The sequence below is a fragment of the Streptomyces pseudovenezuelae genome, from assembly GCF_029892565.1.
GTDB classification, from domain to species: domain Bacteria; phylum Actinomycetota; class Actinomycetes; order Streptomycetales; family Streptomycetaceae; genus Streptomyces; species Streptomyces pseudovenezuelae_A.
In genome coordinates this window covers 204,646-224,566 of record NZ_JARXVH010000014.1, presented here as the reverse complement: position 1 = coordinate 224,566, position 19,921 = coordinate 204,646, and the positions used below count along the sequence as shown (strand labels likewise).

The window sequence follows — 19,921 nt, the reverse complement described above, 5'->3', positions numbered from 1 at the left end:
CCTACGCCCCGAGCATCCCGGTCCACAGGTCGGGGAAGTCCGGCAGGGTCTTCGCCGTCGTCGCCACGTTCTCGATCTGCACGCCCTCGACCGCGAGGCCGATGATCGCGCCGGCCGTCGCCATGCGGTGGTCCTCGTAGGTGTGGAAGATCCCGCCGTGCAGCCGGCGCGGGCGGATGTGCAGGCCGTCGGCGGTCTCGCTCACGTCACCGCCGAGTTCGTTGATCTCCTTGGTGAGCGCGGCCAGCCGGTCCGTCTCGTGCAGGCGCAGATGGGAGACGCCGCGCAGGGTGGAGGGGGAGTCCGCGAGGGCGGCGACCGCCGCGATGCCCGGGGTCAGCTCGCCGACCTCGCTCAGGTCCACGTCGATGCCGTGGATCGCGCCGGATCCGGTGAACTCCAGCCCGTACTCGGTGAGTTCGCAGGAACCGCCCATCTCGGTGAAGATCTCGCGCAGCCTGTCGCCGGGCTGGGTGGTGCGGGCCGGCCAGTCCGGGATCACCACCTTGCCGCCGGTCACCAGGGCCGCGGCCAGGAACGGCTGCGCGTTCGACAGGTCCGGCTCCACCGTCAGGTCCCGGCCAAGGAGCGCGCCCGGCGTCACCCGCCACACGTTCGGCTCGCCGCCCGACTCCGGGGTGTCCACCTGTGCACCGACCGCGCGCAGCATGTCGACCGTCATCCGGATGTGCGGCAGCGAGGGCAGCGACGAACCGATGTGCCGCACCTCGACGCCCTGGTTGAACCGCGGCCCGGACAGCAGCAGCGCCGACACGAACTGCGACGAGGAAGAAGCGTCGATCTCGACCGGACCGCCGTCCAGCGCCCCGCCCCCGTGCACCGTCAGCGGCAGCGTGCCGCGCCCGTCGTCGTCGATCCGCGCCCCGAGCACCCGCAGCGCGTCGATCACCCCGTGCAGCGGACGCTCGTACGCCCTCGGGTCGCCGTCGAAGCGGACCGGACCGTCGGCGAGGGCGGCGACCGGGGGCAGGAAACGCATGACCGTGCCCGCGTTCCCGACATCCACCGTGGCCGGGCCGTGCAGGCCGGTCGGGAGCACCCGCCAGGTCTCGCCGGTGCCGTCCGGGCCGACCCCCTCCTCGATGTCCACACCCATCTCGCGCAGGGCGGCCGCCATCAGCAGCGTGTCCCGCGAGCGCAGCGGGCGGCGCAGCCAGCCCGGCTCCGAGGCCAGCGCGGCGAGCACCAGGGCCCGGTTGGTGACCGACTTGGACCCCGGCACGTGGACCGTCGCGCGGACGGCTCCGCTCGCGTGCGGGGCGGGCCAGAGTGAGGTGTGTGCGGGGTTTACGGTCATGCGCTCCACCTTAGTGGCTGTCGGTGACCGGAGATCTTGATCAAATGCGGCGAAACCACGGCGAAACAACGGCATGGGAAGTGCCGTGCATATATGCGCGTATACGGTCCTCGCGTGGTCCGTGGACGCCGTGGCGGCCGCCCGTGGCTCAGACCTCCAGCAGCCAGCGCCCGCCGCCGATCAGTGCACACAGTGACACCGCGTGGAACAGGAAGAACCACAGCCCCGCCGGTACGTGCGTCAGCCGCGAGAGCTGGTCGGCGTCCGAGTCGCCCGCGCCGCCGCGCATCCGCTTGGCCTGCAGCTCGAACGCCGGGCGCACCCCGCCCACCAGCAGGAACCACACCCCCGCGTACGCGAACGCCGCCTGCACCTGCGGTCCCGCCAGCCACGACACCAGCAGGAACGTGCCGCCGGTCACGACGACCGTCAGCGCGCCGTACGCGTTGCGGATCATCACCAGCATCGCCACCAGCAGCACCGTCGCCAGCCACAGCAGCAGCGTGATGTGCCCGGCGGCCAGCAGCGCGGCGCCGCCGAGGCCGAGCAGCGGGGGAGCGGTGTAGCCGGCCGCCGCGGTGAGGATCATGCCGATGCCGTGCGGCTTGCCGCGGCTGACGGTCAGGCCGCTGGTGTCCGAGTGCAGCCGTATGCCGTTGAGCTGCCGGCCGGTCAGCAGCGCGACCAGGCCGTGGCCGCCCTCGTGGGCGATGGTGATCGCGTTGCGCGACAGGCGCCACAGGCCGTGCGGGACGATCACCGCGAGCGCGGCGACCAGGGTCGCGATCACCACCCACAGATCCGGGTCGGGCTGGGTGCCGAAGACCCGGTCCCAGAGATCGGGCAGCGAGGTGATGGCGAGGCTGTCCATGTTCGGCGGTGGCTCCCTCTGGCGACGCGGAATCTGGCAGTGTTGCACGTATGTGCGGACGGTATGCAGCGAGTCGTGGACCCGAGGATCTCGCAGGAATCTTTGAGATCGAGAAGTGGGAGCCCGAGGAGACGCTGCCTCCCGACTACAACGTGGCCCCGACCAAGGAGGTCTACGCCGTCCTTGACCGTCCTCTTAAGGACGTGCCCGATCCGCGACCGGTTCGCCAGCTGCGCAAGCTGAAGTGGGGCCTGGTCCCGTCCTGGTCGAAGACGCCCGAGGGCGGCGCCCGGATGATCAACGCCCGCGCCGAGACGGTCCACGAGAAGCCGTCGTACAAGCGGGCCTTCGCCACCCGCCGCTGCGTCATCCCGGCGGACGGCTACTACGAGTGGGTCACCGGCACGCAGGAGCGGGACCTGGAGGTCGAGGGCAAGAAGAAGCGCCCGCGCAAGCAGCCGTACTTCGTGCTGCCCGCCGACGGCTCGGTCTTCGCGATGGCGGGGCTCTACGAGTTCTGGCGCGACCGGACCCTCCCCGACGACCATCCGCTGGCCTGGTGGACGACCTGCTCGGTGATCACGACCGAGGCGGAGACCACCCCGCTCGCCGTCGCCCCCGACGAGGGCCCGCACGCACTCGCCGACATCCACCCCCGGATGCCGCTCATGCTCACCCCCGACCGCTGGGACACCTGGCTCGACCCTTCCCGCACGGACGTCGAGGACCTCCGCTCCCTGCTCGTGCCCCCGCCCACCGGCCTCATGCGCGCCTACCCGGTCTCCACGGCGGTCAGCAACGTCCGCAACAACGGCCCGGAGCTGCTGAAGGAGCTGGAGGGGCCCGAAGAGGGCACACTCTTCTGATGTGACGACGAAGATCATCAAGACCGAGAGCGTGACCGAGACCGTGACCACGGACGCGGGGGACGCCCGCGTCACCTGGCACCCGGCGAAGAAGCCCCGGCTGGTGCTCGCGGTGAGCCACGGCGCCGGCGGTGGCATCGAGGCCCGGGACCTCCAGGCCCTCGCCGCCGTCCTGCCCGGACACGGCGTGAGCGTCGCGCTCGTCGAGCAGCCCTGGCGGGTGGCCGGGAAGAAGGTCGCGCCGGCCCCGAAGACCCTCGACGTCGGCTGGCGGGGCCTGTGGCCCACGCTGAGCGAGCCCGGGCTCCCGGTGGTCTCCGGCGGACGCAGTGCGGGCGCCCGCGTCGCCTGCCGTACGGCGACCGAGCTCGGCGCGCACGCCGTGCTGGCACTCAGCTTCCCGCTGCATCCGCCGGGCCGGCCGGAGAAGTCCCGCGCCGGGGAACTGCTCGGTTCCGGGGTGCCCACCCTCGTCGTACAGGGCGGGAACGACCCCTTCGGCCGGCCCGAGGAGTTTCCGGGCGGGGACTACCGGCTGGTCGAGGTGCCGTTCGGCGATCACGGGTTCGCGGTGCCCAAAAAGGCAGACATCGGCCAGGACGAGGCGGTGGCGATCATCACGGACGGTGTCGTCCGGTGGATCGCGTCACTCGGGTAAAGAGCGGGAATGTGCGGCGGCGGCCCACTGTTGTGCGGGACAGAAGTGCTGAACAAGCAGCACGCAAGCCGTGGGAGAGGAAGTCCGCCGTATGGGTTCGACCATCTGCCCGAGCCGCGACAGCCGCACTGACCTGGACTGGTCGGTGCTGACTGCGGCCAAGACCACCCCGATTCGAGGGGCGGCGGGGACGGGTCGTCGTCTATCCTCCGAAGCTGGTGGGACCGGTCTCGGTGCCACCCGCAATCATGAGGAGGTGGGTCCGGTCACTGGGATCGACGCAGGGACCGACAACGGCCAGGCGGAGCTGCCCGAGGGCCAGGGCGTCAGCGCTGAATCGACCACGGAGCGCCGTGCGCGCTTCGAGCGGGACGCGCTCGAATTCCTCGACCAGATGTACTCGGCGGCGCTGCGCATGACGCGCAACCCGGCCGATGCTGAGGACTTGGTGCAGGAGACGTACGCGAAGGCGTACGCGTCCTTCCACCAGTTCCGCGAAGGCACCAACCTCAAAGCGTGGCTGTACCGGATCCTCACGAACACGTTCATCAACTCGTACCGCAAGAAGCAGCGCGAACCCCAGCGCTCCGCGGCCGAGGAGATCGAGGACTGGCAGCTCGCCCGTGCCGAGTCGCACATGTCGACAGGTCTGCGCTCCGCGGAGTCGCAGGCACTCGACCATCTGCCGGACTCGGACGTGAAGGAAGCGCTCCAGGCGATCCCCGAGGAGTTCCGCATCGCCGTCTATCTCGCCGATGTAGAGGGCTTTGCGTACAAGGAGATCGCGGACATCATGGGGACACCCATCGGAACGGTGATGTCCCGGCTGCACCGGGGCCGCCGTCAACTGCGCGGCATGCTGGAGGACTACGCCCGTGAGCGCGGGCTCGTCCCGGCCGGTGCCGGAGAGTCGAACGAAGCGAAAGGCTCGGGCTCATGAGCTGCGGAGAGCCGCACGAAACGGACTGCAGTGAGGTCCTCGACCATCTCTACGAGTTCCTCGACAGCGAGATGCCGGACGTGGACCGCGCCAAGTTCAAGCAGCACTTCACCGAGTGCTCGCCGTGTCTGGAGAAGTACGGGCTCGAAGAGGCCGTGAAGAAGCTGGTCAAGCGGTGCTGCGGTCATGACGACGTGCCCACCGACCTGCGCGCCAAGGTCCTGGGGCGGCTCGATCTGATCCGCTCCGGGCAGGCGGTGCCGGACCACGACGTAGCCGCGGCTCCGCAGGAGTCATAGCTCCCCGGACCCCGGGTTGAACGGGCTGTCGTCACTCGAACGTGCTAATCGGCGGGTCATCGGCCCGCGGACTCCCCCTGTGCCGCCCTAGGCTCCTGAGGTCTGGGCAGGCTCGGCCGGGGAGGGGCGTGATGGAGGCGGTTCCGGCACGGGCTCGTGCGTACGTCGCCTGTGCGGTCCTCGGTGCGCTGGCCTGTCCGCTGCCGCTCCCCACGGTGGAGACGCCGTGGTGGGCCGTCGGGTTGCTCGCCCTGGTGTACGCCGGTTGCGAGCAGGCCGCCGCACGGTGGCGGTTCGCCGGCACCTTCTACCCCGTCCTGCTCGCCGGCGCGTTCCTGCTGCCGCCGCCCGCCGCGGTCCTGGTCCCGCTGCCCGGGGCGCTGCTCTCGCGCGTCGACCGGCGCCAGCCCTGGCTGCGCCGGATCTGGCGGGCCGCCCAACTGGCCCTCGCCGTATGGGCGGCGGCCCGCGTCCACTGGGCGCTGGGCGGCCGGGACGCGGTCGTCGCCTCCGACTTCCCGTACGCACTGGTCCCCGCCGGAGCAGCGGTCCTCGCCTTCTGCCTGGCGCTGACCGTGCTCGACGGCGGGATCCGCGCGCTCGCCGAGCGGGTGCCGGTGCGCCGGGCCTGGCGGGGGCTCTTTCTACGTTCCCTGGCGCCGATCGCCGTGCACGGGCTGGCCGGGCTGATGATGGCCGTGCTGTGGCGCAGCCGGTACGGACCCGTCGCCGCGCTGCTCGTGCTGCTGCCGATGTGCGTGTCCTGGTGGGTGTTCGCGCAGTACCACCGCGAGCGGGCGGCCCACCAGGCGACCATCCGGGCGCTGGTGCAGGCCGTCGACATCAAGGACGGGTACACCCGCGGACACAGCGAGCGGGTCGGCCAGGCCTCGATGATGATCGCCCGCGAACTGGGCATGGACGACGCGCGAGTTGAAGTACTCCGCTTCGCCGGCATCCTGCACGACGTCGGCAAACTCGGCGTCCCCACAAGGCTGTTGCGCAAGGACGGCCCGCTCACCCCCGAGGAGCGGCGGGTGATCGAGCTGCATCCCGAGTACGGACACGAGATGGTGCGCGGCATCGGCTTCCTCGGCGAGGCCCGGGCCGCGGTGCTCCACCACCACGAACGGCTCGACGGCAGCGGCTATCCCTACGGGCTGATGGGCGGTCAGATCCCTGAACCGGCACGGGTGGTGGCCGTCGCCGACGCCTTCGACGCGATGACGTCCACCCGCTCCTACCGCCGGGCCCGCCCGGTCGCCGCCGCGCTGGAGGAGCTCCAGCGGTGCGCGGGCGCCCAGTTCGACCCCCGGATGGTCACCGCGCTGACGCGTGCGCTGGCCAGGGACGGCTGGCACCCGGCGGTGACGGCCGACGAGGAACGGGGCGTGCGGGTCGTCCCCGTCTCGCCGGTCTCCGGTCGCTCGGAGGTGGGGTGATGACCGCGCGGCCCTCGCCCGAGCTCCTCATCCACGCCGCCGCCGCCCTCCTGGCCGCCGGATCCCTCGGCGTCACCCTCTGGAGCGGCCTCGACGAGCGGCCGGCCGCTCTCGCCTTCGGGGTACTCATCACCGTCGGCGAGCTGACCAGGTGGACCGGTGCGCGGGTGCGCGAGGCCGCGCCGCTCGGGGCCGCCGGGGCGCTGTCGTACGCGCTGCTCGGCGCCGACGCCGGACGGCCCACCGAGCACGGTGTCGCGCAGATCGTCACCGTCGTGTTCGCCGCCTCGCTCCTCGGCAGCGTGCCGCACATCGCCCGCGGCCAGGGACCGTTCCTCGACCATCTGGCCCGCCGGGTGCTGACCGTCGCCTTCGCCGCGATCTGCTTCCAACCCCTGTACAACCGGGGCGTGTTCGGCGAGTGGGTCGGCCCCGCCTACGCACTCCTCCTGCTCGCCCTCCTGGCCCTCACCGCCCTGTGCGACTGCGTGCTGGCCGCCGCGCTCGCCCGCTCCCGCACCGGCTGGCCCTTCGGCCCGCTGCTCCGCGACGAACTGCGGGCGCTGCTCGGGATCGGCTCGGCCGTGTGCGCGACGGGCGCGGTGATGGCGCTCGCGGTGGCCGTCGTAGGTCTGTGGGCGCTGCCCGTGTTCTCGCTGCCGCTGCTGCTGACCCAGCTCTCCTTCAAGCGGTACGCGGCCGTGCGCACCACCTACCGGCAGACCATCGTCTCCCTCGCCCGCGCCACCGAGATAGCCGGATACACCCCCGCGGGGCACGCCCGCCGGGTCGCCGAGCTCAGCCGGGCCGTCGGCCGCGACCTCGGCCTGACCCGGCCCGAGCTCACCGTCCTGGAGTACGCGGCGCTCATGCACGACATCGGCCAGCTCAGCCTCGTCGACCCGGTGCCGGCCGGCGCCACCGCCGTCCTGCCCGCCGCCGAACAGCTGCGGATCGCGTTGCTCGGCGGGGCCGTCGTACGCCAGACCGGGGTGGACGCGGCGGTCGCGGTGGTCGTGGAGCGGCAGGCCGACCCCTACCGGGAGCAACCGGTCGCCGCCCGGATCGTGCGGGCGGTGAACGCGTACGAGGAGAAGGTGCAGGGCGCCGGTCCCGGCGGGCCTCTCACCGCGCTGGAGGAGCTGCGCCTCGCCACCGCCGGGGACTACGCGCCCGAGGTCGTGGAGTCGCTGGCCCGCGTCCTGGCACGGGACTGTCTGACCCTGCCCATGGCGGGGTAACCCATGGGTAATGAGCGGCCTCCCAGACCTACGTGGTTGGATGCGAAAGAGAATGAGAAGGTGTCCGGGGGCAGCACTGGCCAGCCCACAGAACGGAACTGGCAGGCGGGAATCGTGAGGATCTTCGGCAAGGGACGGCACCGGCCCTCCGCCTCCTGGCGGCAGGCCACCGATCGCGCCTTCACGCTGATCGGCGACGGCCGCTACGAGGACGCGGGCGCGCTGCTGACACGTGCCGCCGATCTGGAACCCTGGCTGTCCGAGTCCTGGTTCAACCTCGCCCTGCTGCACAAGTTCCGGCACGACTGGGAGCAGGCCCGGGCCGCGGGCCTCAGGGCCGTCGCCCTCCTGGACCGCGAGACGGGTGCACCTGACTGGTGGAACGTGGGCATCGCGGCCACCGCCCTCCAGGACTGGCCGCTCGCCCGGCGGGCCTGGCAGGCGTACGGGCTGCGGGTGCCGGGCGGTGCGACGAACTCCGGCGAGCCGGTCGGGATGGACCTCGGCAGCGCGGCCGTACGGCTGTCCCCGGAGGGGGAGGCCGAGGTCGTCTGGGGCCGGCGGCTGGATCCCGCGCGGATCGAGGTGCTGTCGATTCCGCTGCCGTCCTCCGGGCGGCGCTGGGGCGAGGTCGTCCTGCACGACGGCGTGCCGCACGGCGAGCGGACCACGACCGCCGGGCACGCCTACCCGGTCTTCGACGAGATCGAGCTCTGGGCGCCGTCTCCTGTGCCCACGTGGGTGGTGCTGCTGGAGGCGGCGAGCGAGGCGGACCGGGATGCGCTGGAGCAGCTTGCCGCCGACGCCGGGTTCGCTGCGGAGGACTGGTCGTCGTCCGTGCGGTTGCTCTGTCGGACCTGTTCCGAGTCGCGGATGCCGTCCGATGAGGGCGATGGGGAGCACCTGGATCCGCATGACCACAGTGAGCCTGGGCATCCTGGGCCGCTCGGGCATCGGACCGATGGGCAGATGTGGGTGCCGGAGCGGGAGTGTGGCGTTGCGGCGCCTGCCTCGCTCGTACGGGGGTTGTTGGACGGGTGGGTCGCCGACAGCCCTGACTCCCGGGACTGGCGGGATCTCGAAGAGGTCTGCTGAACAGCTTCCGAACGGCAGCTCCGTTTAGGCTGTACCCCGCAGAATTTCTCAGGTCGCAGGAAGGCGTACGTCGGTCATGGCGCAGCAGGACACCGATCAGCAGCACGTGGGCGTGCTTCCCGTGGACGACGAGGGCTTCGTCATCGACGTCGAGGAGGCGGAGGAGCGGGAGAACGCCTGGCGGGAGCGGGGTACCTCGCGGGCCATCACCGTCGTCGGGAACCCGGTGCTGCACAAGGAGTGCAGGGACGTCACCGAGTTCGGCGCGGAGCTGGCGCAGCTGATCGCGGACATGTTCGCCTCGCAGCGCACCGCCGAGGGTGTCGGCCTGGCCGCCAACCAGATCGGCGTCGACCAGAAGGTCTTCGTGTACGACTGCCAGGACGACGAGGGCAAGCGGCACGTGGGTGTGGTCTGCAATCCCAAGCCGGTCGACCTGCCCGCCGACAAGCGGCACCTGGACGAGAGCAACGAGGGCTGTCTCTCGGTGCCCACCGCGTACGCGCCGCTGGCCCGGCCCGACTACGCCGAGGTGACCGGGCAGGACGAGCAGGGCAACCCGATCAAGGTCCGCGGCACCGGTTACTTCGCCCGGTGTTTGCAGCACGAGACCGACCACCTGTACGGCTACCTCTACATCGACCGGCTCTCCAAGCGCGAACGCAAGGACGCGCTGCGGCAGATGGCCGAGAACGAGCCGCGCTACCCGGTGGTCGCGAACGACTGACACCCCACAGGTCCCGTCCGAACGGCGCCTGTTCCGGCAACCCTGCCGGGACAGGTGCCGTTCGCGTGTGCGTCGCACATTCGATCCCATGTGCGCATCTAGTGATCCAGATTCGGTCACGCAAGGGGAGATTCTAGGCATCGTGGGGTAGTGAAGGGAGCAAATCCGTTCCCAGAACGGTCAGTTGTGGTGCTGAATAGGAAGTGCGGGGATGCGCAACGGCGTGCGCCCGGCACAGCGGGAGGGGCGTACGCCGACTTGGCGGCTGAGAGGGGTTTGTTCGTGCCTGCTTTCCCACACAGCACCACATCGACAGCGATCGCGGTTCCACCCTCACTTGCTCTTCCGGTGATCGAGGCTGCGTTTCCCCGGGAACTGCACCCGTATTGGCCTCGGCTCCAGGAGAAGACCAGGACCTGGCTGCTGGAAAAGCGGCTGATGCCGGCGGACAAGGTCGAGGAATATGCCGATGGTCTGTGCTATACGGACTTGATGGCCGGGTACTACCTAGGTGCCCCCGACGAGGTACTCCAGGCGATAGCGGACTACAGCGCGTGGTTCTTCGTCTGGGACGATCGACATGACCGGGACATCGTCCACCGGCGTCCCGCCGAGTGGCGGCGGCTGAGGTTCCGTTTGCATGCGGCGCTGGATGCTCCCGAGAAGCATCTGCACCACAAGGACTCCCTGGTCGCGGGGCTCGCGGACAGCGTGGCGCGGCTCTACTCGTTCCTTCCCGGAACGTGGAACGCCCGTTTCGCGCGCCACTTCCACGAAGTGATCGAGGCATACGACCGGGAGTTCCAGAACCGTATCGAGGGGATCATCCCGACGGTCGAGGAATACCTCGCACTGCGCCGGCTCACCTTCGCGCACTGGATCTGGACCGACCTCCTGGAGCCGAGCGCGGGCGTGGAACTCCCGGACTCGGTACGGAAACACCCGGCATTCCGGCGGGCCGCGCTGCTCAGCCAGGAATTCGCCGCGTGGTACAACGACCTCTGCTCGCTCCCCAAGGAAATCGCGGGCGCCGAGGTGCACAACCTGGGAATCAGCCTCGTAAAACACGAGGGGCTGACACTCGAAGAGGCGGTCGCCGAAGTCAGGCGACGCGTCGAGGAATGCATATCCGAATTCGTCGCCGCGGAACGCGAAGCATTACGGTTCGCCGACGATCTCGCCGACGGCACGGTCCGGGGAAAAGAACTCGGTGCCGCCGTCAGGGCCTGCGTCGCCAATATGCGGAACTGGTTCAGTTCCGTCTACTGGTTCCACCACGAGTCCGGCCGTTACATGGTCGACAGCTGGGACGACCGGTCCACACCCCCGTACGTCACCAACGAAGCGGCAGGTGAGAAATGACCGTCGAGTCTGTGAAGCCCGCGGCCGTGGACGCCCCGGAGCTGCGCGAACCGCCCCTCGCGGGCGGCGGCGTCCCGGTCCTCGGGCACGGCCTGAAACTGGTCCGCGACCCGCTGGCCTTCATGTCCCGGCTGCGCGAGCACGGCGACGTCGTCCGGCTGAAGCTGGGCCCCAAGACCGTGTACGCGGTCACCACCCCGGCGCTCACCGGCGCCATGGCGCTGAGCACCGACTACAAGATCGACGGCCCGCTCTGGGAGTCACTGGAGGGCCTGCTCGGCAAGGAGGGCGTGGCGACCGCCAACGGTCCGCGCCACCGCCGTCAACGCCGCACCATCCAGCCCGCGTTCCGGCTGGACGCCATCCCCGCCTACGGGCCGATCATGGAGGAGGAGGCCCACGCGCTCACCGAGCGCTGGCGCGGCGGCGAGACCGTCGACTGCACCTCCGAGTCCTTCCGGGTCGCCGTGCGCATCGCGGCCCGCTGTCTGCTGCGCGGCGACTTCATGGACGAGCGGGCGGAGCGGCTGTGCGTCGCGCTCGCCACCGTCTTCCGCGGTATGTACCGGCGGATGGTCGTCCCGCTCGGACCGCTGTACCGGCTGCCCCTGCCGGCCAACCGGGAATTCAACCGGGCGCTGGCCGATTTACACCTGCTCGTCGACGAGATCGTCGCCGAACGCCGGGCATCTGGTCAAAAGCCGGACGATTTGCTGACAGCATTGCTGGCGGCGAAGGACGAGAATGGCGACCCCATCGGGGAACAGGAGATCCACGACCAGGTCGTCGCGATACTCACACCCGGCAGCGAAACCGTCGCTTCCACGATCATGTGGCTGCTCCAGGTCCTCGCCGAACACCCGGAACACGGGGACCGGGTGCGCGCCGAAGTCGAATCCGTCACCGGCGGCCGGCCGGTCGCATTCGACGACGTCCGCAAGCTCACGCACACCAACAATGTCGTCGTCGAGGCCATGCGTTTGCGCCCCGCCGTATGGATATTGACGCGGCGGGCGGTCACCGACACCGAACTCGGTGGCTATCGCATTCCGGCCGGGGCCGACATCATCTACAGCCCGTACGCGATCCAACGCGACGGGAAGTCGTACGCCGACAACCTGGAGTTCGACCCCGACCGCTGGCTGCCGGAGCGGGCCAAGGACGTGCCCAGGTACGCCATGAGCCCGTTCAGCGTCGGCAACCGCAAGTGCCCCAGCGACCACTTCTCGATGGCCCAACTGAGCCTGATCACGGCGGCGGTGGCGACCGCGTACCGCTTCGAGCAGGTGGCCGGCTCCAACGACACGACCCGGGTGGGCATCACCCTGCGCCCGCACAGCCTGCTGCTGAAACCCGTGCCGAGGTGAGGGGTGGGGGTCAGGCGGCCTCCTCCGAGCCCGGTCCCCGGAAGGTGCGCCGGTAGGTGTTGGGGGTCGTCCCCAGCGCCCGTACGAAGTGATGGCGCAGCGCGGCCGCGGTGCCGAACCCCGTTCGGCCCGCGATCGCGTCCATCGTCTCGTCCGTCCCCTCCAGCAACCGCTGGGCCAGCAGCACGCGTTGGCGCAGGATCCAGCGGTAGGGAGTCGTCCCGGTCTCCTGCTGGAAGCGGCGGGCGAAGGTGCGCGGCGACATGTGGGCGCGCTCGGCGAGCTGCTCCACGGTGACCTCCTCGTCGAGGTGCCGCTCCATCCACACCAGTACCTCGGCGACCGTGTCGACCTGGGAGCGGGGCAGCGGCCGCTCGATGTACTGCGCCTGACCGCCGTCCCGGTGCGGCGGGACCACCATCCGCCGGGCGATCTTGTTGGCGACCTCGGGGCCCTGCTCCTTGCGCACGATGTGCAGACAGGCGTCGATGCCGGCGGCGGTCCCCGCGGAGGTGATCACCGAGCCCTCGTCGACGTACAGGACGTCGGGCTCGACGCGCAGGTTCGGATACGCGATCGCCAGCTCGTCCGCGTGCCGCCAGTGCACCGTGCAGCGCCGGCCGTCCAGCAGCCCGGCCGCGGCGAGCACGAAGACGCCGGAGCAGACGCTGAGCACCCGCGCCCCGCGGTCCACCCCGCGGCGCAGCGCCTCCAGCAGCTCGGGCGGGAACTCCCGGGTCTCGTAGCAGGACCCCGCCGGCACGGCGATCAGGTCCGCCGACTCCAGGCGCTCCAGGCCGTGCTCGACGTTCATGGTGAAGCCCGCGTGGGAGTTCAGCCGTGCGCCCTCGGCCGAGGCGACCGCGAAGTCGTACACCGGCAGTCCGTCGTCACTGCGGTCGGTGCCGAACACCTCGCAGACGACGCCCAGTTCGAAGGGGTTCACACCGTCCAGGACGATGGCGGCCACGTTTTTCAGCATGTCTCCACTGTGCCTCGACGTTGGCAGGAAGTCGAGGGTCTACGGCAGTCCTGCCACTGACGGTAAGGAGCTAACAGCGCGACAGTGGTGTCTATGGATACCGCACAGATAGAAGGACTGATCGGAATGCTTGCTGTTCTCGCCCTCCTCGTCCTGCTGGTGCTCCCGTCCGTCATCGGCATCGCGCACGACCGCCGGATCGACCGGCAGATCCGCGAGGCCGAGCAGGCCCGCCGGGAGCACCCCGAGCCGGCCCGCCCCGCACGGCGGCACGGCTACCTCACCACCACGGTGACCCACCACTCCTGAATCCCCTTGCAGGAGATCCGGCCGGACTCGGCGCCGCACAACGGACGCGTCGAGCTCAGCCGGATCTTTCCTGTCGAGACGGCCTTGTAGGCGGCGTTCGCGTCACCGGGCTGCATCACGATGCCGCTGTTGGCGGCCTCAAGACCGGCGCCCTCGGCGGACACCGCCTTCCACGGCCGATCAGAGGTGCCGTCCAGCTCGACCCGGACCACCTCTCCGGTCGCGAGGCACACGGTACGGCCGCGGTCGTCGGCGCCGAGCGAACCGGAGACCGTCGCACACCGCGAAGGGTCGGCCGTCGGGGACCGGGTCGTCGGGGGCTCGGCGGTCGGGGACTCGGTCGCCGAAGGCCTGGCCGTCGAGGGCCTGGCCGTCGTGGACGGCGACACACTGCGCGCGGAGCCTTCGTCGCGGCCGGACTGGCTGCCGCAGCCGGCGATCACGAGCGTCAGGGCGGTCAGGGCGAGAGCGGGGGTCGTGCGACGGATACGCATGGGGCCTCCTCTGCCATTGGACGTATGACCCGTACGCCTGGATCCACGCCGTCGCATTCACGCCCCGTGCCCGTCCGTCCGCACGCCGGAGCCCCGGCCGCGAAGGCGGCGACCGGGGCCCGGAGTGTCGCGGAGGTCAGCCGGTCGTGACGGCGGTGTCGTCGAGGACGAAGCTGGTCTGGAGCGAGGAGTCCTCGACACCGCTGAACTTCAGGGTGACGGTCGAGCCGGCGTACGAGGACAGGTCGAAGGACTTCTGGGCGTACCCGGACGCCTTGTTGAGGTTGGAGTAGGTGGCCAGGGTCGTCGAACCGGCGGTGACCGTCAGCTTGTCGTACGCGGCGCTGGTGGAGGTCTCCGCGGTGTCGACGTGCAGGTAGAAGGTGAAGGTGGCCTTGCAGCCGGACGGCACCGCCACCGACTGGGACAGCGTGTCGGTGTGCGTGGAGCCGTACCCGTCGAGCCACGCGTAGTACGAACCGGCGTGGGCGCTCTCACCACTGTCATTGGTGATGACCCCGCTGGACGAGGTCCACGTGGTGCTGCCCGACTCGAAGCCGGCGTTGCCGAGCAGCTGGACCGAGGTGCAGGTACCGCCGCTGGAACCGACGGTCCAGGTGAAGGACGTCGAGCCGGTCGCGCCGGTGGAGTCCTTCGCGGTCACGGTGACCTGATACGTGCCCGCGGTCGACGCCGTACCCGAGATCAGGCCGGACGAACTGCCGATGGACAGCCCGGACGGCAGCCCCGAGGCGCTGTACGTCAGCGTCGCACCGGCGCTGTCGCTCGCGCTGATCTGCAGGCTGGCCGAGCCGCCGGTCGTCGTCGACTGGCCGCCCGGGTTGGTGACCGTCACGGTGTTGCCGGTGCTGGTGCCCGAGGTGAAGGCGGTGGTGCCGTTGGGGGTGCCCCAGCCGGTCGGACCGTCGTAGCCGGTGGCCGCGGTGCAGAAGTAACTCGGCGAGCAGGAGCCGTTGTTGCCGCTGGTGACGTCGTACAGGTTGCTCGTGTGGCTGTACGGATACTTCGCCGGGTAGTCACTCGACCCCGGGGTACCGGCCAGCGCGTACACACCCGCGATGATCGGCGCCGAGGCGCTCGTACCGCCGTACACCGCCCAGCCGGAGCCGCCGTAGGTGTCGTACACCGCGACGCCGGTGGCCGGGTCGGCGACCGCGGAGACGTCGGACTCCATGCGCTTGGTACAGCCGGTGTCGGTCTGCCAGCTGGGCTTCGCGTCGTACGCGGAGCAGCCGGACCCCGTCCCCTCACTGCTGCTGGTCTTCCACACGGACTCGGTCCAGCCGCGGGAGTTGGAGGACGTCGACAGGGCGGTGCCGCCGACGGCCGTCACGTACTGGGACGTCGCCGGGTACTCCGCGCCGTACGCCTCGTCGCCCGAACTCACCGTGATGGCGACGCCCGGGTGCTTGAAGTACGAGGTGTCCTCGCCGGTCTGGGAGGAGGCCTCGTCGCCGCCCCAGCTGTTGGAGACGAACTTGGCGCCGAGCGCGACGGCCTCGTTCTCGGCGGCGCCGAGGTCGGAGTCGTTGGCCGAATTCGCTTCCACGAGCGTGATGTTGCAGTTGGGGCAGACCGCGCTGACCATGTCGATGTCCAGCGCCTCCTCACCCGCCCAACCCGTGTCGTTCGAGGGCAGCGAGGTGGTGGAACCGGTCTGACTGACCTGCTTGAAGCAGCCGTTGGCCTTCGTGCACGCCGACAGGCCGTACTGCGAGCGGTAAGTGGCCAGGTCCGACGCGGCGTTGGGGTCGTTGTACGCGTCCACGACCGCGACGGTCAGACCGGAACCGCCGGTCGAGGGCAGGTTGTAGGCGCTGTGCAGATTGGCCGGGCTGAGTCCCGAGGGCGCGGTGGCGAGCGCGGCGGCCAGGCTCTGCTCGATGTCGGTGCGCCGCTGCGCGAAGCAGGACGCCTGACCCGGGGCCGCGGTGGCGCACAGGTGTGTGGTCGGCACCTTCTGACCGGCCTTGCCGGTGGAGTGGAAGGTCTGGCGGGAGGGGGAGGTGAGGGCCTGGGAATTCTGGGTGACGCGGGTGGTGTGGGGGGTGGCCGGTGCGGTCTGTGCCCCGGCGGCCGGTGCCGCCATCAGGCCCGCGGCGGTGAGGGCGAAGGCGGGAACGGCCAGGGCCAGAAGTCTTCGCAGACTCCGGCCGCGCTTGCTCGGGCGTGACTCACGCATGGGGTACTGCCTCCATCGGTGGGGTTTCAGGCAGGCCCGTGACGCGCGTAGCGGCGGCGGAGTGCGCAGTCATGAGCATGACATTTTGAACACCCTGGGCTGCCGCTGTGCATGGCATGAACAGGACGGCCAGAACGTAACCGGGGGTGTGGAGGCGGAACCAGATGCGCCGGAAGAACTTTGCCGCGCCATAGAAGGTCCATGGACGGCCCATGGAAGCTCCATGGGCCGTCCCAATCTTTGGCGGACCGGGGGAGGTTGAGCGGACGGGGTCTAGAAGTCCTCGTCGAGGTCGACCGAACCCTCCACCGCCACCTGGTACGCGGACGGGCGGCGCTCGAAGAAGTTGGTCAGCTCCTGGACGCCCTGCAACTCCATGAAGGAGAAGGGGTTTTCGGAGCCGTAGACCGGCGCGAACCCGAGCCGCTGAAGGCGCTGGTCGGCCACGCACTCCAGGTACTGCCGCATCGACTCCGTGTTCATGCCCGGCAGTCCGTCACCGCACAGGTCACGCCCGAACTGCAGCTCCGCCTCGACGGCCTCCTTCAGCATGTCCGTGACCTGCTGCCTCAGCTCGTCGTCGAAGAGCTCAGGCTCCTCCTTGCGGACGGTGTCGACGACCTCGAAGGCGAAGGACATGTGCATGGTCTCGTCGCGGAAAACCCAGTTCGTGCCGGTCGCCAGACCGTGCAGCAACCCCCGGCTCCGGAACCAGTACACGTACGCGAAGGCCCCGTAGAAGAACAGCCCCTCGATGCACGCGGCGAAGCAGATCAGGTTGAGCAGGAAACGCCGGCGGTCGGCCTTGGTCTCCAACCGGTCGAGCTTCTCGACCTCGTTGATCCACTTGAAGCAGAACTCGGCCTTCTCGCGGATGGAGGGGATGTTCTCCACCGCGTCGAAGGCGGCGGCCCTGTCCTCCGGGTCGGGGAGGTAGGTGTCCAGCAGGGTCAGATAGAACTGGACGTGCACGGCCTCCTCGAAGAGCTGGCGGCTCAAGTACAGCCGTGCCTCGGGGGAGTTGATGTGCTTGTACAGCGTCAGCACGAGGTTGTTCGCCACGATCGAGTCGCCCGTCGCGAAGAACGCGACCAGCCGCCCGATCATGTGCTGCTCACCCGGCGTCAGCTTCGCGAGATCGGTGACGTCCGAGTGGAGGTCGACCTCCTCGACGGTCCAGGTGTTCTTGATGGCGTCCCGGTAGCGCTCGTAGAAGTCGGGGTAGCGCATGGGGCGGAGGGTCAGCTCGAAGCCCGGGTCGAGCAGGTTCTTGGCTTCGGTGGACATTATTGGCACGCCTCGCAGGACTCGGGGTTCTCAAGGGAGCAGGCGACCACGTCTTCGTCCGGGGTCGGCTGCTGGACAGGGATGGGGGCTTGGGCCTGGGCCGCGCGGGCGATCCTCGTCGCCGGGCGCGAGCGCAGGTAGTACGTCGTCTTCAGGCCCTGCTTCCAGGCGTACGCGTACATCGACGAGAGCTTGCCGATGGTCGGCGTCTCCAGGAACAGGTTCAGGGACTGGGACTGGTCGAGGTACGGAGTGCGCGCGGCGGCCATGTCGATCAGGCCGCGCTGCGGGATCTCCCAGGCCGTGCGGTACAGGGCGCGGACGTCCGCCGGGATCCAGGCGAAGGCCTGGACCGAGCCGTTGGCGTCGCGCAGGGCCTCGCGGGTGCGGGCGTCCCAGACGCCGAGGCGCTTCAACTCGTCGACCAGGTAGGAGTTGACCTGGAGGAACTCGCCGGACAGCGTCTCGCGCTTGAACAGGTTGGAGACCTGCGGCTCGATGCACTCGTAGACGCCCGCGATCGAGGCGATGGTGGCCGTGGGGGCGATCGCGAGGAGGAGGCTGTTGCGCATGCCGACCTGGGCGATACGTTCCCGCAGTGCCGCCCAGCGCTCCGGCCAGGTCAGCTCGACGTCGTAGTGGTCGGGGTGCAGGACGCCCCGGGCCGTACGGGTCTTCTCCCACGCGGGAAGCGGTCCGTTGCGCTCGGCCAGGTCTGCCGACGCCTCGTACGCGGCGAGCATGATGCGCTCGGCGATGCGGGTGGAGAGGGCCTTGGCCTCGGGGGAGTCGAAGGGCAGGCGCAGTTTGAAGAAGACGTCCTGCAGGCCCATCGCGCCGAGGCCGACCGGGCGCCACTTGGCGTTGGAGCGGCCCGCCTGCTCGGTCGGGTAGAAGTTGATGTCGACGACCCGGTCGAGGAAGGTGACGGCCGTGCGGACGGTCTCGTCCAGCCGGTCCCAGTCGATGTCCCGGCCGACCACGAAGGCGCCGAGGTTGACCGAGCCCAGGTTGCAGACCGCGGTCTCGCCGTCGTCCGTGACCTCCAGGATCTCCGTGCAGAGGTTGGAGGAGTGGACCGTGTGGCCCGGCTCGGCGGTCTGGTTGGCGGTGCGGTTGGCGGCGTCCTTGAAGGTCAGCCAGCCGTTGCCGGTCTGCGCGAGGGTGCGCATCATGCGGCCGTAGAGGTCGCGCGCCGGGATGGTCTTGCGGGCGAGCCCGGCGGCCTCCGCCCTGCGGTAGGCGGCGTCGAACTCCGCACCCCACAGGTCGACCAGTTCGGGCACGTCGGCGGGGGAGAAGAGCGACCAGACGCCGTCCTCGTTCACCCGGCGCATGAACTCGTCCGGGATCCAGTGCGCGAGGTTCAGGTTGTGCGTACGGCGGGCGTCCTCACCGGTGTTGTCCCGCAGCTCCAGGAACTCCTCGATGTCGGAGTGCCAGGTCTCCAGGTAGACCGCGGCGGCGCCCTTGCGCCGGCCGCCCTGGTTCACCGCGGCGACGGAGGCGTCGAGGGTCTTCAGGAACGGGACGATGCCGTTGGAGTGCCCGTTGGTGCCGCGGATCAGTGAACCCCGGGAGCGGATGCGGGAGTAGGCGATGCCGATGCCGCCGGCGTGCTTGGAGAGGCGGGCGACCTGGTGGTAGCGGTCGTAGATGGAGTCCAGCTCGTCCAGCGGGGAGTCGAGGAGGTAGCAGGACGACATCTGGGGGTGCCGGGTGCCGGAGTTGAAGAGCGTGGGGGAGGAGGGGAGGTAGTCGAGGTGGCTCATCAGGCGGTAGAGCGCGGCGACTTCGTCCACCGAGCGGGCGGTGTCGTCCTCGGCGAGGCCTGCCGCGACGCGCAGCATGAAGTGCTGGGGGGTCTCGACGACCTTGCGGGTGATGGGGTGCCGCAGCAGGTAGCGGCTGTGCAGGGTGCGCAGGCCGAAGTAGCCGAAGCGGTCGTCGGCGTGCTGGTCGATCAGCTCGTCGAGGCGGGCCGCGTGGAGGCGGACAAACTCGGCGGTGCGGTCGGCGATGAGGCCTTCGCGGTGGCCGACGACGACCGACTCGGTGAACGACGTGACGCCCTGCGAGGCGGCCTCGGCGCGGATGGAGACGGTCAACAGCCGGGCGGCCACCTGCGAGTAGGCGGGGTCCTCCGAGATGAGACCGGCGGCCGCCTCCGTGGCCAGCTCGCGCAGTTCGGCCTCGTCGGCCCGCGCGGAGCGGCCGCGCAGCGCGGCGGCGGCGACCCGGCCGGGATCGGCGTCGGGGAGGTCGGCGGTCAGCTCGGTCAGGATCCGCAGCAACGCGGTACCGGGGCCGTCGGTCTCCGGCGCGGTGACTGAAGCCGGGTCGGCTGGCGCGATGGTCACGTGGGGCTCTCCCTCGCTGGGCACGGGGGGCCTGGCGGAGGGCAGGGGGCAGCCACGAGCGCACGACGGCGTCGCGTCCCCGGCCCATTCCACGAGGCCC

Annotated in this window: 18 protein-coding genes; 11 read left to right on the top strand and 7 right to left on the bottom strand. The window is 70.2% G+C overall.

Annotation, left to right across the window (positions count from 1 at the left end; all coding sequences use genetic code 11):
- Position 1: 1 nt before the first annotated feature.
- On the bottom strand, positions 2-1,318 hold the full coding sequence (gene aroA, locus M2283_RS36580; RefSeq protein WP_280880786.1) for a 3-phosphoshikimate 1-carboxyvinyltransferase: 1,317 nt from the start codon (positions 1,316-1,318) through the stop codon (positions 2-4).
- Between the two features lie 148 nt (positions 1,319-1,466).
- Positions 1,467-2,189: a M50 family metallopeptidase gene (locus M2283_RS36575; RefSeq protein WP_280880785.1), complete on the bottom strand. Its 723-nt coding sequence runs from the start codon at positions 2,187-2,189 to the stop codon at positions 1,467-1,469.
- A 50-nt stretch (positions 2,190-2,239) separates the two neighbouring features.
- Here M2283_RS36575 and M2283_RS36570 point away from each other — a divergent pair, with 50 nt between their 5' ends.
- The 10 genes from M2283_RS36570 (at position 2,240) to M2283_RS36525 (ending at position 12,186) form a co-directional block, all read left to right on the top strand.
- A complete protein-coding gene (locus tag M2283_RS36570; RefSeq protein ID WP_280880784.1) occupies positions 2,240-3,055 on the top strand; it encodes an SOS response-associated peptidase in 816 nt (271 codons plus the stop codon).
- A gap of 1 nt (position 3,056) precedes the next feature.
- On the top strand, positions 3,057-3,713 hold the full coding sequence (locus M2283_RS36565; protein ID WP_280880783.1) for an alpha/beta hydrolase family protein: 657 nt from the start codon (positions 3,057-3,059) through the stop codon (positions 3,711-3,713).
- A 256-nt stretch (positions 3,714-3,969) separates the two neighbouring features.
- Positions 3,970-4,653 carry an RNA polymerase sigma factor SigR gene (sigR, locus tag M2283_RS36560; RefSeq protein WP_221297653.1) on the top strand — a complete coding sequence of 228 codons (684 nt, stop codon included), beginning with the start codon at positions 3,970-3,972 and terminating at the stop codon, positions 4,651-4,653.
- The gene (rsrA, locus tag M2283_RS36555) at positions 4,650-4,952 is read left to right on the top strand and encodes a mycothiol system anti-sigma-R factor (protein ID WP_123997849.1); all 303 of its coding nucleotides are present in this window, start codon (positions 4,650-4,652) and stop codon (positions 4,950-4,952) included. The genes sigR and rsrA overlap by 4 nt, the downstream gene beginning before the upstream one ends.
- Positions 4,953-5,083: 131 nt before the next feature.
- A complete protein-coding gene (locus M2283_RS36550) occupies positions 5,084-6,394 on the top strand; it encodes an HD-GYP domain-containing protein (RefSeq protein ID WP_280880782.1) in 1,311 nt (436 codons plus the stop codon).
- Entirely contained in the window at positions 6,394-7,635 is a 1,242-nt protein-coding gene (locus M2283_RS36545; protein WP_280880781.1) for an HD-GYP domain-containing protein, read from the top strand. The genes M2283_RS36550 and M2283_RS36545 overlap by 1 nt, the downstream gene beginning before the upstream one ends.
- A gap of 114 nt (positions 7,636-7,749) precedes the next feature.
- A complete protein-coding gene (locus M2283_RS36540; RefSeq protein ID WP_123997846.1) occupies positions 7,750-8,730 on the top strand; it encodes a tetratricopeptide repeat protein in 981 nt (326 codons plus the stop codon).
- Positions 8,731-8,806: 76 nt separating this feature from the next.
- Positions 8,807-9,457, top strand: a complete 651-nt coding sequence (gene def / locus M2283_RS36535; RefSeq protein WP_280880780.1) for a peptide deformylase — start codon at positions 8,807-8,809, stop codon at positions 9,455-9,457.
- Between the two features lie 282 nt (positions 9,458-9,739).
- Complete coding sequence (cyc1, locus tag M2283_RS36530) at positions 9,740-10,819, top strand: epi-isozizaene synthase (RefSeq protein ID WP_280880837.1); 1,080 nt, start codon at positions 9,740-9,742, stop codon at positions 10,817-10,819.
- Positions 10,816-12,186 (top strand): cytochrome P450, encoded by a 1,371-nt coding sequence (locus M2283_RS36525; RefSeq protein ID WP_280880779.1) that lies wholly within the window; start codon positions 10,816-10,818, stop codon positions 12,184-12,186. The genes cyc1 and M2283_RS36525 overlap by 4 nt, the downstream gene beginning before the upstream one ends.
- Positions 12,187-12,196: 10 nt before the next feature.
- Here the strand turns inward: M2283_RS36525 and M2283_RS36520 are convergent, their stop codons facing one another.
- Positions 12,197-13,168 (bottom strand): helix-turn-helix domain-containing protein, encoded by a 972-nt coding sequence (locus M2283_RS36520; RefSeq protein WP_280880778.1) that lies wholly within the window; start codon positions 13,166-13,168, stop codon positions 12,197-12,199.
- Positions 13,169-13,261: 93 nt separating this feature from the next.
- Here M2283_RS36520 and M2283_RS36515 point away from each other — a divergent pair, with 93 nt between their 5' ends.
- Positions 13,262-13,477, top strand: a complete 216-nt coding sequence (locus M2283_RS36515) for a hypothetical protein (protein ID WP_280880777.1) — start codon at positions 13,262-13,264, stop codon at positions 13,475-13,477.
- On the opposite strand, the gene M2283_RS36510 is transcribed toward M2283_RS36515, so the two are convergent.
- The 4 genes from M2283_RS36510 to M2283_RS36495 all read right to left on the bottom strand — a co-directional run bounded on the left by M2283_RS36510 (position 13,444) and on the right by M2283_RS36495 (position 19,821).
- On the bottom strand, positions 13,444-13,971 hold the full coding sequence (locus M2283_RS36510; protein ID WP_280880776.1) for a hypothetical protein: 528 nt from the start codon (positions 13,969-13,971) through the stop codon (positions 13,444-13,446). The two genes, M2283_RS36515 and M2283_RS36510, sit on opposite strands and share 34 nt — an antisense overlap.
- A gap of 136 nt (positions 13,972-14,107) precedes the next feature.
- The gene (locus M2283_RS36505) at positions 14,108-16,174 is read right to left on the bottom strand and encodes a S53 family peptidase (protein ID WP_280880775.1); all 2,067 of its coding nucleotides are present in this window, start codon (positions 16,172-16,174) and stop codon (positions 14,108-14,110) included.
- A gap of 273 nt (positions 16,175-16,447) precedes the next feature.
- Positions 16,448-17,461, bottom strand: coding sequence for a ribonucleotide-diphosphate reductase subunit beta (locus M2283_RS36500; RefSeq protein ID WP_280880774.1), 1,014 nt, complete (start codon positions 17,459-17,461; stop codon positions 16,448-16,450).
- Positions 17,461-19,821, bottom strand: coding sequence for a ribonucleoside-diphosphate reductase subunit alpha (locus M2283_RS36495; RefSeq protein WP_280880773.1), 2,361 nt, complete (start codon positions 19,819-19,821; stop codon positions 17,461-17,463). The genes M2283_RS36500 and M2283_RS36495 overlap by 1 nt, the downstream gene beginning before the upstream one ends.
- Positions 19,822-19,921: the final 100 nt, after the last annotated feature.

Coding starts and splice junctions, on each gene's coding strand:
- aroA (WP_280880786.1), bottom strand. CDS start 1,318: ATGACCGTAAACCCCGCACACACCTCACTCTGGCCCGCCCCGCACGCG.
- M2283_RS36575 (WP_280880785.1), bottom strand. CDS start 2,189: ATGGACAGCCTCGCCATCACCTCGCTGCCCGATCTCTGGGACCGGGTC.
- M2283_RS36570 (WP_280880784.1), top strand. CDS start 2,240: ATGTGCGGACGGTATGCAGCGAGTCGTGGACCCGAGGATCTCGCAGGA.
- rsrA (WP_123997849.1), top strand. CDS start 4,650: ATGAGCTGCGGAGAGCCGCACGAAACGGACTGCAGTGAGGTCCTCGAC.
- M2283_RS36550 (WP_280880782.1), top strand. CDS start 5,084: ATGGAGGCGGTTCCGGCACGGGCTCGTGCGTACGTCGCCTGTGCGGTC.
- M2283_RS36545 (WP_280880781.1), top strand. CDS start 6,394: ATGACCGCGCGGCCCTCGCCCGAGCTCCTCATCCACGCCGCCGCCGCC.
- def (WP_280880780.1), top strand. CDS start 8,807: ATGGCGCAGCAGGACACCGATCAGCAGCACGTGGGCGTGCTTCCCGTG.
- M2283_RS36525 (WP_280880779.1), top strand. CDS start 10,816: ATGACCGTCGAGTCTGTGAAGCCCGCGGCCGTGGACGCCCCGGAGCTG.
- M2283_RS36520 (WP_280880778.1), bottom strand. CDS start 13,168: ATGCTGAAAAACGTGGCCGCCATCGTCCTGGACGGTGTGAACCCCTTC.
- M2283_RS36515 (WP_280880777.1), top strand. CDS start 13,262: ATGGATACCGCACAGATAGAAGGACTGATCGGAATGCTTGCTGTTCTC.
- M2283_RS36510 (WP_280880776.1), bottom strand. CDS start 13,971: ATGCGTATCCGTCGCACGACCCCCGCTCTCGCCCTGACCGCCCTGACG.
- M2283_RS36505 (WP_280880775.1), bottom strand. CDS start 16,174: ATGCGTGAGTCACGCCCGAGCAAGCGCGGCCGGAGTCTGCGAAGACTT.
- M2283_RS36500 (WP_280880774.1), bottom strand. CDS start 17,461: ATGTCCACCGAAGCCAAGAACCTGCTCGACCCGGGCTTCGAGCTGACC.